Raw genomic sequence first — 13,349 nt, forward strand, 5'->3', positions numbered from 1 at the left:
TACTTTAAAACTGCCTTGAACTAAATGTCCTAAGTAACCAAACATCCTCAATATCCTTTACGTAAGGCTGGAGCCATTTGCTTTACACCGTTTCTAGCTAAGCCTCTGCATCTGCAAGCCGCTAGGCTAATCCCTTGAGCGACTTCTCAACCGCAGGGACTATATACTTCATCCGATTCAGTTAATGACAACAGTGCCCATGGTTCACGCCGTGGGCTTTACTGTGCCTGTGGAAAATGTCCCCTCTATACCGCTGCTGGAGGGCAGAGCAGGGGGTTAGTACACTTATCCACGGTGAAACGGTCGCGCATCGAGATGGTCGGCGCAATCCTAAGCCCCACAGGCGATCCGTCCTGATCGATCATTTTATTAACGGTGCATCGGTCGCGCCCTGATGGTGCAACGGTCGCAGTGATCGACGGTGCAACGGTCGCGCATACATATAGTGATCTTTCCTCTATGTTCTTCTTTAAAAAATTTCCTATAGGCGACAGCCACGAGACTGTGAAAAATTGCTCACACCGATCCCCACACAAGGGGGGGATCGGCAGCCATGGGAGAAAGGCTCCCTTCGGGAGCAGGTAGCGACAATGGATCGGTCATAGCAAAGCCTTAAATAAATCCCCTAGTTATCAGCATCATCTCTGCACAGGACAACAGTTCCGCCGCGCCTATGCTGTAAAGCGTGATTGCGCTTGACTTTCGCCCCTGCCTGTTTTTGATTGCTGTTTTTGACGCAATTCATTCCAAAGGGTTGAGGCAAGCCGTGAGATACGCCTGTGGCCATGGGTTCCAGTGTCGGTAACCCATGGCTGATATTCACTATTCACCTGAACTGGTGCAGGAATTTACCCGCTATTTTGCCGCTGGTTATGGCTTTAGCACCATCACCGATGCCCGATCATTTGCTTCTTCGGTCCTCGGGGAAGAGGTACGCCCAGGGCATGAGCTGGCCAAGCTCGTTGATGAAGCCGCCGAAGCTGCCATCGTCAGAGCTGCCCGCAGCATTGTCACAGGCTCGTTGGGGTCAGTGCAGACATTTCACCGCCTGGTGGATTTATACCAACGACAGCCATCCTTGACGGTGCGGTCATCGACCAGCGTCCAGCAACAGGCATACAGCACGCCGGTGCCGATTGCGCAGCTGGCGGCCAGCCTGGCAGGCATCAACACGGGGACTACCGTTTATGAACCGAGTGCGGGACATGGGGCGTTGCTGTTACTGGCGCATCCAGAGATGGCGACGGTCAACGAACTGAACCCCGACCGCGCCGCCGATCTACGGGCGCAAGGGTTTGCGGTGACCACCGAAGATGCTTCCCTGTGGTTGCCCGAGACCTTGCATGATGTGGTGATCGCCAATCCACCGTTTGGGGCAGTCGCCAAGGAAGACGGTCAGAATCGACGGTTTGTGTTCGGACGGTTCGTCACCACCCAGATTGACCACGCGATTGCCCTCCAGGCATTGCAGGCGATGAAGCCTGACGGACGGGCGGTATTGATTCTGGGTGGCAAGATGGGTGACGACGAGGCAAGCCGCAGCCAGCGGTACAACACCCGTGAAACCCGAGGTTTTTACCACACCCTCTACAACGGCTATAACGTCACCCGTCATTTTTCAGTGTGGGGTAGCCTGTATCGACGGCAGGGCGCAGGGTTTCCGATTGATCTGATCGTGATTGAAGGGCGTGGCGCATCCAGTCTGCCCTTGCCAGCGGCGCAAGTACCCCCTATTTACAAGGACTTTGACCAGTTAGCGGAACTGCTGCATGACCATGTACTTTCCCAACCCCAACGTGTGGGCTCCGTCCGAAGCCCCTCGCGTGCTGGCGGTACTGACCCCCAGCAACGAAACAACGCTGCTCCGCGCCCGATATCTGGAGCTACTGACGCGCCGGGTAGGGTGGCTGATCGAGCAATGGCTGCTGGAGGAAACCCCGACGGCGACGCAGGAGCTGCTGGAGGAAACCCCGACGGCGACGCAGGAGCTGCTGATGGCAACGGCCAACGCCATCGACCCGTTGGAGATAACGCCGACTTGGGACGGGGAGCCGGTGAGCTGGCAGCGCAACTGGAGCCGAACACTGGTGCAACGCCTGCCCAACATCCAGCAAGCCCTGACCGCCCAGGCGATCACCTTTCCCGTAACGATCATCAAGGATCGCCACGAGAAGCAGTGGTTGCTGGGGATGTTTCACATGGAAGACCTGCAACCGAACCTGGCGGAGTGGCTGGGGGAGATGCGCCTGCTGTAGAGGAACGCAAACAGGTTCCCTACATTCCTAAAAGCCAGGGCGAACCTGTCGGCACTCAGGTGCCGGTGAACATGGGGACAGCCCTACGCCGCGCCCTCACCGCCCTGGAAGGCATGGTGGGGCCAGTCGATACCTACGTCATGGATCGCCTCGACTACGACAGTCGGGACGCCCTGTATCAGGCATTGAGCGCGGAACAGATTGACGCCTGTGCTTTGGCGATTGCCAACATGGAGCGCGGTAGCGGCTTTATCTTGGGCGATCAAACAGGCGTTGGTAAAGGGCGGGTAGTGGCCGCCATGATTCGCTACGCCCGCCGCATGGGCGTGTTACCTATTTTCGTGACGCGGGATACCCCGCTGTACGCCGATATTATTCGGGATTTGAATGACATTGGGATGCCTGGCTTTAACCCGCTGGTGACCAACAGCAATCTCAAACTGCCCTTACCTGATGGGCGCATCCTGAAAACCGATACCACCCTGCACAAGCAGATGCTGGAGCAGTTGGTGGACGGTGGGCCGCTGCGGGGCTACGACGGCATTTTCACCACCTATCACCAGATGCAGACGGTACGCGGCCAAGAGACCACCCGCCGTGCTTTCCTGCGACGGTTTGCCGAAAACAGCTTGCTGATTCTCGATGAGAGCCACGAGGCTGGTGGTTCGATGAGTGATCGCCGTAAAGGTCAGGAGAATTGCGCCCCCAACCGTGCTGATTTCGCCCGTCAACTGGTGCATACAGCGCAAGGTGTGGTGTATTCCAGTGCCACCTATGCCAAAGCTCCTGAGGTCATGGACCTGTATGCCCGCACCGACATGGCAAAGGCAGTCGATGGAATGGGGTCGCTCACCTCGATGGTGGCTTATGGCGGCGTGCCTCTGCAACAGACCTTGGCCACCATGCTGACCGAGGCGGGGCAGTACTGCCGCCGCGAGCGTTCATTTGAAGGGGTGCGCTTCGATCCCGCGATTGTGCCAGTGGATCGGGACGTGGCGGAGAACATATCCCGCATCATGGCGGGCATCATGCAGTTTGACCGCTGCAAGCAGAAGGCGGTCAAAGGGATGGACAAACGCCTGAAGTCAGAGGCTAAGGCGGTGCTGGCGGACGGCTCGACGGGGTCAGCGGGTGCATCCAGCACCAACTTCACCAGCATCATGCATAACCTGATCGATCAGATGCTGTTCGCCCTGAAAGCCGAGGCAACCGTTCAACAGTCATTAAGCCTGCTGCGGCAAGACAGACGGGAAAAACCCGTGATTGCCGTCGCCAACACCATGGGCAGTTTCATCCAGATGTATGCCACCCAGCATGACCTGGCGGTGGGCGATGCACTGGATATGGACTTTGGCGACCTACTCCGCCGCTACCTAGAGCGTAGCCGTGATGTGATTGTTGGTGATGCCTACGGCGAGAAACGCCGGGTCCACCTCAGCGATGATGATCTGAGTGATGAGGGGCTATCCCACTATCAAGATGTGCTGGCACTGATTGCGGAAACCGATTTCAGCGGCGTACCCGTCAGCCCGATTGATTACATTATCCAGCGGCTAGCGGCGGAGGGATTCCGCGTCGGTGAGGTCACAGGACGCGAACACATCATTGCCTATGGGGCGGATGGCGACGCCACCTATAGACGGCGGACAGCGGAGGAACGCAGCAAGCGCACGGCGGTGGAGACGGTTAAAGCCTTTAATGCGGGGCATCTGGATGCGATTATCCTCAACCGCTCTGGCTCGACGGGGATTTCCCTGCACGCTTCAGCGGCATTTGCCGATCAATCCCCACGTCACATGTTGCTGGCTCAATGTGAGCGCGATATTAACCTTGTTATGCAGATGTTGGGGCGCATTCACCGTACAGGACAGGTGGTGCCACCCAGCTTTACCCTGCTGATGGCGGACATCCCCGCCGAGAAACGCCCTGGCATTGTCTTGATGCGCAAGATGGCCTCGCTGAATGCCAACACCACGGCAGCCCGCTCCAGCGGCATTGCCTTGGAGGATGTGCCTGATTTTCTGAATGAGTATGGCGATCAGGTGGTGGCCGAGCTGATGCTGTTCCACCCTGACATTCATGAGCGGCTCGACTACCCGTTGCAGGATGTGGACAGCGGGCACAGCGATGCTGAAGCCACCAAGCGGGTAACGGGGCGTATTCCGTTGTTGCCGCTGGCGGATCAGGAATCCCTGTATGACCTGATCGAACAACGCTACACCGCCTTTTTGCGGCAGCAGGAAGCCCTGGGTGAATCGCTACTGGAAGCCAGCACCCTTGATCTGGATGCCAAAACGATGGCACGGATGGAAATTCAGCCCGCTGATCCAGAGGAAACCTCGCCATTTTGTGGGGCGGTGTATCTGGAGGCGGTGGACGTGAAAACCCCACGCAAGCCCTACCCCACCCTGCAAGTGGTCAACACGGTGCGCAAGAACCTGGGGCTGGGTGAAGTCAAAACCGTTGCCGAGCATGACTTTACGGCGACAGCGACCTGTGCCACGGCGACCGTCGGTGATGTGGTCGAGGCATTGGAGAAGGAAGCGAGATTCTATCGGCTGTTCAAGGGTGATCGCGCCAAAGCCATTGATACCCAACTGGCTCATGTACGCGGGATATTGGCTGAGTTCATCCCTGGTCAGCGGGTGCGCTTGGTCACGGGTAAGGGCGACGTGACCTATGGCGTGGTGGCGAAGGTCTGGCGACCTATGGAGGGCAAGGGCAGCCCCGCAGCCCCATCGGCGTGGGAAGTACACCTGCTATTGACCGATTCCCTACAAGAAATCAGCCTGCCGTTGTCGCGCATCAACACGGGCAAGGACAATGCGGCCACCTTGACGGTGCAAGAACATGACGCGGCGGGGGATGAGATTTACAGCAGTTTTGACCTGCGGCAAAGCCATAACCGCGAAACACGGCAGATGTTCACGGGCAATCTGCTGCGAGCCTACGGCAAATACCCAGGGCATTTGGTCAACTTCACCGACCAACAGGGGCGGATTCGGCAGGGATTACTCACAGGACGCGGTTTTGACATTGAGCGATCACTGGAGCAAGAACCCGTGTTGTTGCCAACTCTGGGCGATGCGCGGCGGTTTTTGTTCGATGAGATGGGGGGTAAGGGGCAACTGAAGACCCGCGAAGGGCTGCTGACCGTCAAAGCAGGCAAAGACGGCGGGTTGGTGCTGATCACCAGCAAAGCCAAAGAAATCGGCGGGCAGTATTTTCTGAATGACCAGCTGCTGACCGCCGCCGGTGCCGAGTTCTTCTCGGTGGCGGATCGCATGGAGTGCCATGTTGATCCTGATCGGGTGGATATCGTGCTGGCCACCTTGGTGCATGACCTCAAAAAGAACCTGTACGCCTTTGAGCAGCGGGATCGGGCGCGAACGATGCTGGGGCAAGCCCTGCCAGCCTTCCAGGCGATACCCGAACCTGTCGTTCTTAAACCCTTAATACCCCCTGCTATCGCTTCAGATCAGGTGCAGCAGAGTGTAGCACCGCCGTCTGCCGCCCTGCCGCATGATGCAGCAACAGATGTAGCAGCGCATGGAGCAGAACCTGCGGATGTCGATGAAGAAGCCATTGCCCGCCAACAGCGGGTGTTGTCGCCGCTACAGGGTGCAACAACACAACCGCCACGCTTGGCTACACCCTCGGGACAGATGGGTGGAGCAGAACGGCAGGTTGCTCGCCTGCTGAACCGTGCCGATTTGTTGGAGGCGGTGATGCAGGGTGAGGATTTTCACCTGAAAGCCGAGAATAACCCCTTCATCCCGTTGGTGGTGGAACGCCACGGTGAGTACCTGTACCTGACCCATTATCTGGAGCGTGGCGGTGACCTGTGCATCGACAGCGAGATGGTCTTCAGCATTGATGGTCAGGGGCGGTTGTCGCTGTTGGAAACGGCGGTGTTTGGGCCCGTGGGGGAATCCCGCAGCCGTGATCGTGGCTTTGCAGGGGTATTTGCGCGGAATCTGTTGCGGCAGGGCTTCGCTGAGGCCCTGCAACGCGCCTGGTCGAACCAATCTGAACCGCCAGAACCAGAGCCGGTGGTGGCGGAGGAGCTGGAGCAATTGTCGCTGTTTGAATTGAGTGCGATCAGTGCAGAGGTACAGACTGGCACCACCACCGATCCATCGCGGGAGCAAAACCCCGTTCCATCGTTAGCGGATCTGTGGGCATGGGGGCGAGCCGCCCGCGATCTCAACTTGCCCCGACAACAGCAGATGCAGATTCGCGCCCTGACCAGCAAGGTGCAGCAAGAACAGCCCGTGACCTTCACGGCGGCAGTGTTGCAGCACATGCAGGCGGATATAGAACGCTACGAACCCTTCCAGCAACGCGGTGCAACAGTGGTTGCCACAGCCCGCGACATCCTGCAACAGGTCGGGCATCGTGATGGGCGCAATGGCTTGACCTTTGGTGGCCGTATTTATGAACTACGCCAGCAGGGTGATCGCCTCGATGTTTGGAAGCGATCAGGGCGAAAAACCGAAATCATCCTACAAGCTATGGGGGAACGGGTGCAGCGCACCACGGTGACAGAGGAAGACCTGCGGCGGTTTGAGGTACTGACCGCCCGCTTGCAGGCGCGTGGCGCAGCCTAAGCCTGCCTTTACCCGCGTGCATTAAGCACCCCCCTGTGTTCTTTGGGTCGGTACGCTGTGTTTATCAGGATTCCGACGGCGTGATTCAGAAAGGTGCGGGCAAACAGTTCGACAGCCTGCCTTCCGGGGCAGCCATCATCCTGCGACCGCGAGACTAGATGTAAGCAAGTATGCATAAATGAGAGTGAGAGTTGATTGGGTCGGGGGTGAACCCGACAGGACAGAGAGAGCGTTTCCGCTGGCGGGTGTGTTTAACCCCACAGAGGAGACCTGTCATGACTCAGCCCCGCAAGGATGTTTACGCCCTTGTCACCCATCAGATTATTCAAGCCTTAGAACAGGGTGTGCGCCCGTGGATGAAGCCATGGGACAGCACCCATCTCAATGGTCGGGTGACCATGCCCCGCCGTGCCACAGGCGAAAGCTATCGCGGTATCAACATCCTGCTGTTATGGGGGGCGGCGATCACCGCTGGTTACGACAACCCCATCTGGATGACGGTGAAACAGGCGAACAAGCATCAAGCCAACGTCCGTAAGGGCGAGAAAGGCACGATGGTGGTTTATGCCGACACCTTCAGCAAAACCGAAACCAACGACAAAGGCGAGGATGTCGCGGTCGCGATTCCTTATCTGAAGAGCTATACCGTCTTCAACTGTGCCCAGATTGAGGGACTTTCCGCGCATTTTTATCAGGCAGCCCCACCCACATCATTAGAGAATGTCGTCACCCGTGATCAGCGGCTTGATGCGTACTTCGCGGCCACTAGGGCAGACCTAAGGCACGGCGGCAATCGCGCCTTTTACAGCATCACCCATGATTATGTGCAGATGCCGCCGCTTGAGGCTTTCCACGACTCCGAGAGCTATTACGCCACCCTGGGGCATGAAATGGTGCATTGGACCCGCCATGAGCAGCGGCTCAACCGTGATTTTGGGCGGAAACAGTGGGGTGATGAAGGCTATGCCCAAGAAGAGCTGGTTGCCGAAATGGGGGCAGCGTTCCTGTGTGCTGCCTTGGACATCACGCCAGAGGTCAGAGATGACCATGCCGCCTACATCGACAGCTGGCTGAAAGTGCTGCGTGATGACAAACGGGCGTTGTTTAAGGCGGCTTCCTACGCCCAGAAGGCGGTTGATTACCTGAACAGCTTGCAAGCCCCTTGCACTGCGGAGACCTCACCAGACCAAGTGGCAGCTTAACAACAACGCCCACCATAAGCAGGAGTGCCCCCTGCCTATGTGTATACATGTTCTTAGGTACGCATTTTTGCATACAAAAATGTCACCATGCAGACACTATGACATGTCGTCATGCCGCCAAGAGTTAGAGGGCTGCCTTGTGAAGGGTGAGGATGCCATGGACAAGAGATAGGTCATAGGCATCTGCCACACCAACGATGGAGCAGACGATGGGCAAGTGTCCCTATGACTTTTCCCTGCGATCACGGCAGGATATCATCACCTTTTTAACCCGCAGGGGGCGATCTTATTTCACTTGGCGCACAGGCTACGCCCCCCTGACCTGGAACATCAAGTGCCACCGTTATGACAACAGTGGTCATAATCGTGGACGGAAAGACTATCCCATTAACTGCGCCTATGATGCCGTCTGGTCGGCATGGCTGGAACAGATCGCCAACCCCTGCACGGGGGAACGTAACGAGGATCGCCTATTCTGGCAGGCTTGCGAGGATGGCTTGCGCGACTATCGGTATGGTTATGCCACCGTCTGGCCAGGGGAAGAGATTGACGGCAAGTTCATAGTGTTGGGGCGTTCAGGCGGTTATCTGTGCTTAGAAAGCTGGAATGGTCATCGTTTGTGGCATCGCGGCAGCGGCGGAGCTGATGACTTTCTTGATTGGTTGCGGGAATTGCCGTTCAGGCAGTTGCGCGAGCTGTACAAACTGGTGGTGTGTCTGGATCAGGACATCCAACCAGAAGCCGAAATATCCTACCAATTTCATTTTCAACGGATGCAGTGGGAAGAAGAACACATTCACAAACTGGCGATGACCTTCCCCCATGAGGCGGTGGGCAACTACACCGCAGGGGCGTTCATTTAATCGCGGTCAATCCATGCAGGCATACGGTGAGAACTGTATGCCTGTTTTTACGCATGCATGAAGATGTGTTTACATGTCTGCAAGACTGCCTGTTGTCATGCCGCCAAGAGTGAGAGGGATGCTGTGAAGGGTTGAAACAAGGGAAGTCAGGCAGAGAGCCGTTTCTCGTCACAACCAACAGGAGGCATTATGACTACAATCATCAAACATGTGCAGGCGAAAGTGAACGATAGCGTGCTGGATCGGGTTTCGCGGCTGTATTCAGCGTCGGTCGAGGACATTCTCCACGAACTGTTGCAAAACGCCCGCCGCGCCAACGCCAGCAGGATTGAACTGACCACAGCCGCCGTTGACGGACAAACCCTGCTGACGGTGGCCGATGATGGCAAAGGGGTGGCTGACCCTGCCCTGCTGCTGTCTTTGGGAGAGAGCCAATGGCAGCGGCAGGAAGTCTTAGCGGAAGACCCCGCTGGGATGGGGTTTTTCTCGCTGGCACTGCGCCCGCATGTCGTGGTGCGATCACACGATTGGTGTCTATCGCTTCAGCCCGAGCATTTCAGCGGGCAACAAGCTGCCCCAGTGACGAACGCGCCCGCCATTGAAGGCACGCAGATCACCTTTCCGCTCAGCGAGCAGGAAAGCAAGAGCTTAACTGACACCGTGCAGGAAATGCGCTTCTTTCCGCTGCCGCTATTGCTGAATGGGACAGAAATCGAACGCGCTGACTTTCTCGCTGAGGCCACGACTATCAACGAGTGGCAGGGCTTACGCATCGGTGTGTATGAGCGCGATCTGTGGCATTGGGAGTATAAGACCAAGCTTAATTTTCATGGCATCACCATTAAGGCTGACCTGCCCATCCTGCACCAGCGTTACCAGGGTGATGGGAACTTACAGTCAAAAGAGCTGTTGGTGCGGGTTGATGTTGGTCACTGCGCGGGTTTGAGGCTGGTGCTGCCTGCGCGTAAGGAGGTGGTTAAGGACGTCTTTTGGCAGGAATTGACTCATGCCTGCTGGCAAGTTCTCTACCGCCATGTGGCTTCTTGGCCAGGGCATCGACTGGCTTTCTCAATGTGGGAAGCAGCCCACAGCCAGTATGGGGTAACTCTTGCGCCAGCAATGGCTGAATTGTGGCAATTTTTCCCGAAGAATGCTGATTATCAGAATCAGGATATTCCCAGTGATGTTGCGGTGGTTCCCGTGGGTTCAAATAGTCTGTTGATCGATCAGGTTGAAATCCCTGAGTACCTCCAGCATCTGCTGAGCCGTGCCACTCAACAGCAGCCTTTGGATCGCCAGTTCGTGCTGATGCACAAACCCTATCGCGGCTACGCCTGGTATGACGCCCTGCCCCAGTTAGAGGATATTCGGGTCATGGTGCAGGAAGGCGACAGGGTTTGGGAGATGGATCAAAAAGATCAAGAGCAAGGTGAGAACCGCTTCGTGGATGCGATCTGGCTGGAAGGGCAAGTTATGCAACAGGGAGAGGTCATTGAAAGGCTACGTTTGCCGCTGGACATTGCCTTCGGTGAACTGGACTGGTGTGGGTGTCTGGCCACCGATCTGACCATCCTTGTAACCCCAAACCACCAGTTGAGCGTGGAAGAGCTGACAGACCTGCTGACCGCTGCCTACTTCTGCCCCAGTGATGAAGGTGATCGCCATGACACCCAGTGGGAAGAGTTCACCAAGGCAGCCACCAATGTCGCCCTGCAATTGCTGTTAAGCCCTGATGAGGCGACACGCGAGACCATTAAACGGGTGGTTCTTGACGAAGTGCGCTGGCATATCCCCTGCAAGACACGGGCAATCATCACGATTGAGGAATCTAAGGTGGCCATTACATTAGAGCCACTGGAGGCAACGCCAGTTCAATCATAATCATGGTTGCATGTATACATGCCGTTTTGGCGTTGTGGCAGCCTGTAAGACTGTTACACGTTGGCATGTAAGTACATGGACAGAATTATTTGCCTTAGGTCTTTGGGAAGATACCTCTCACAAGGGGCTGCGGCCCCTTAAGCCACAACTACATGCTGAATTTAATTGTGTCCACCTACTTATGCATGTTTTTAAGAGTCAGAGGCCGAATGGGTACAATTGTCCCCAATGCGGGGGAGAGGACAGGAAGAATACTCATGACTATGTGCTGGCATGTTTACATGTTTGTATGCCCGCATATCACCATTCTGACCTGTGGGCCCTTCCCTTTGGGGCTACCCCTCTTGTGTATTGATATTTGGTTGTTTGTTTTCTGTTGGGGCGTTGCCCCCGTCGCGGTCAAGGCTTCCCAGAGGCATGGTTGCGGGGTTTCCCCAACCTTCACGATGTTGCAGGCTGGGTGATACCCCTCCCCGAACCACGGCCTTGACCTTGCCACCCCCACTCTCGCCGAGGGGCAGAGGTTGAACCGAGTTCAACCACACAAAGGGAGTTTGAAAATGACACAAGGTCAATCAGCCACGGCAATCTATACCGCTTATGCAGAGCTTTACGGGATTCGGGAGGATATTACCGCCCTGCCCTTGCCCGACAAAGAGCTAGCCAGCAATGGCATCACCGAAATGCTGGAACTGATGTTCAGCTTGTTGGTGGACAGCAGCCTTGAACCCGATACAGGCGATTTACTGTGGCAGTTGGTGCAGGTTTTGCACCGTCAGGCGCAACGGTGCGAAAGAGAAAGCGACAGCAACGCCGATAAACAGCGGGAATTGCAAGACGCGCAGGACGGTTCAGAGGTGAAGGCGGTATCCCTTGAAGAAGCCTTGACCATGGGGCATTTTCTGCAAGAGCGGCAAGCCTTTTATGAGGGATTACGCGACCACGCCGCCGATGTTTACGAGGGTTTGACGGGCAAGGCATGGTTGCCCCGCAGCGGCAGCAAGGGCAGCCGTTCCCCCATCAGTGCGGCAGTGGTGGACAGCCGCGCATTCTTGCACGCCCAACAGCAGGCAAAACAGCAAGCTAACCTACCCGCAGGAGTCAGGGTGGTGGTGTCTGGTGGTAAACAGGCAACCCATCAGCAGATATGGGCAATTCTGGACAAGGTGAAGGCGAAGCATGGCGAAATCGTATTGCTACACGGTGGCGGTGATGGTGTTGAACACCTTGCCGCCTTGTGGGCGAAGAATCGGCAGGTGGCGCAGGTGATGTTCCGCCCCGATTGGAACAAGCACGGACGCGCCGCCCCGTTCAAGCGCAATGATGCGATGTTGCGGCAAGCCCCGCAGGGGGTGATTGTGATTGCCCCTGATAGCGGGATTCACCAGCAACTGATTAGAGAGGCAACGCAACAAGGCTTGCGGCTGATGGTGGTGGAGGCATAACTAAGGGGGGCATCCGCCCCCTGCTCTACTGTTGTGCATAATCCAACCTGTAAAAAGCGCGAGCGGCGTGATGCACCGCCGCGCTGTCGTGACGCTCCTAGGGGATGTATCCCCTGCCGCGTGGCCAACCCCCTTCCTTTCCGCTCACAAGAGCATCCATAAAAATGCCATGACTTGGCAATGACTTAGATAAAATTGGCAGGTGTAGCATCCTGTAGCGCACCCTCTAAACGCTGCACCATTGCTACATGTAGCAGGTGTAGCAGTGCCATCATGTATACATGTCTAAGATTTGTCACTTTTACATGGCTGCATTGTAAGATGTTGGCATGTATTCTGTGGTTGCCTCATGAAAGTTCTGGCCATCCTCTCGCAAAAAGGTGGTGCCGGTAAAACCACCCTCGCCCTCAACCTCGCCGTCCAAGCAGAAATGGACGGTAAAGCCACCGCGATTATTGACCTTGACCCTCAAGCCAGTGCCACCAGTTGGGGTGATAGCCGTGATGGCGAAGCCCCCACCGTGGTATCAGCACAGGCTTCCCGCTTATCTCATGTTCTCGATGCCGCTGGCAACGCGGGAGCCCATTTCACGATCATTGACTCAGCCCCCCATTCCGAAAGCACCGCCCTCGCCGCTGCCCGTGCCGCTGATTTGGTACTCATTCCCTGTCGCCCCGCCATCCTCGACCTCAGAGCCATCAAAGACACCATCGACATCGTGCGCCTAGCAAAGGTAGCTGGTGCTGTGGTCTTGAACGCTGTGCCGCCCAGAGGGCAATCCATCGCTTTAGAAGCTGAACAAGCCATTGCTTCCTACGATATGTCCGTGGTTCCGATTCACATCGGACAACGCGCCGCTTTCGTGCATTCGCTGACTGCTGGACAGACGGTTCAAGATTATGAGCCCAGCGGAAAAGCAGCCAATGAAATTAGAACCCTCTACAAGTGGCTCTGGAATCAGGCAAGCATGGCATAATGACCACATGTAAACATGATGACGTGTAGATATGGCAACCAAACGCCCCAACCTCGCCGCTGCCCTACAGGATGTTTCAGGTAAGGCACCCGCCAAAACCCCTGATCAACCCCCTGC

The 13,349-nt window shown here is 56.4% G+C and carries 6 protein-coding genes; all 6 read left to right on the forward strand.

Annotated elements, in window-relative coordinates; all coding sequences use genetic code 11:
• Window positions 1-808: 808 nt before the first annotated feature.
• The 6 genes from IQ273_RS07765 (at window position 809) to parA (ending at window position 13,232) form a co-directional block, all read left to right on the forward strand.
• On the forward strand, window positions 809-6,865 hold the full coding sequence (locus IQ273_RS07765; protein WP_194022600.1) for a strawberry notch C-terminal domain-containing protein: 6,057 nt from the start codon (window positions 809-811) through the stop codon (window positions 6,863-6,865).
• Between the two features lie 275 nt (window positions 6,866-7,140).
• Window positions 7,141-8,067, forward strand: a complete 927-nt coding sequence (locus tag IQ273_RS07770; RefSeq protein ID WP_194022601.1) for an ArdC family protein — start codon at window positions 7,141-7,143, stop codon at window positions 8,065-8,067.
• 209 nt (window positions 8,068-8,276) lie between these two features.
• Window positions 8,277-8,930, forward strand: coding sequence for a hypothetical protein (locus tag IQ273_RS07775; protein ID WP_194022602.1), 654 nt, complete (start codon window positions 8,277-8,279; stop codon window positions 8,928-8,930).
• A 189-nt stretch (window positions 8,931-9,119) separates the two neighbouring features.
• Window positions 9,120-10,811 carry a sensor histidine kinase gene (locus IQ273_RS07780; protein ID WP_194022603.1) on the forward strand — a complete coding sequence of 564 codons (1,692 nt, stop codon included), beginning with the start codon at window positions 9,120-9,122 and terminating at the stop codon, window positions 10,809-10,811.
• A 560-nt stretch (window positions 10,812-11,371) separates the two neighbouring features.
• Complete coding sequence (locus IQ273_RS07785; protein ID WP_194022604.1) at window positions 11,372-12,256, forward strand: DUF2493 domain-containing protein; 885 nt, start codon at window positions 11,372-11,374, stop codon at window positions 12,254-12,256.
• 349 nt (window positions 12,257-12,605) lie between these two features.
• Entirely contained in the window at window positions 12,606-13,232 is a 627-nt protein-coding gene (parA, locus tag IQ273_RS07790; RefSeq protein ID WP_194022605.1) for a ParA family partition ATPase, read from the forward strand.
• The last annotated feature ends 117 nt before the right edge of the window (window positions 13,233-13,349 follow it).

Origin of the sequence: Nodosilinea sp. LEGE 07298, from assembly GCF_015207265.1 — a bacterium.
Lineage (GTDB): Bacteria > Cyanobacteriota > Cyanobacteriia > Phormidesmidales > Phormidesmidaceae > Nodosilinea.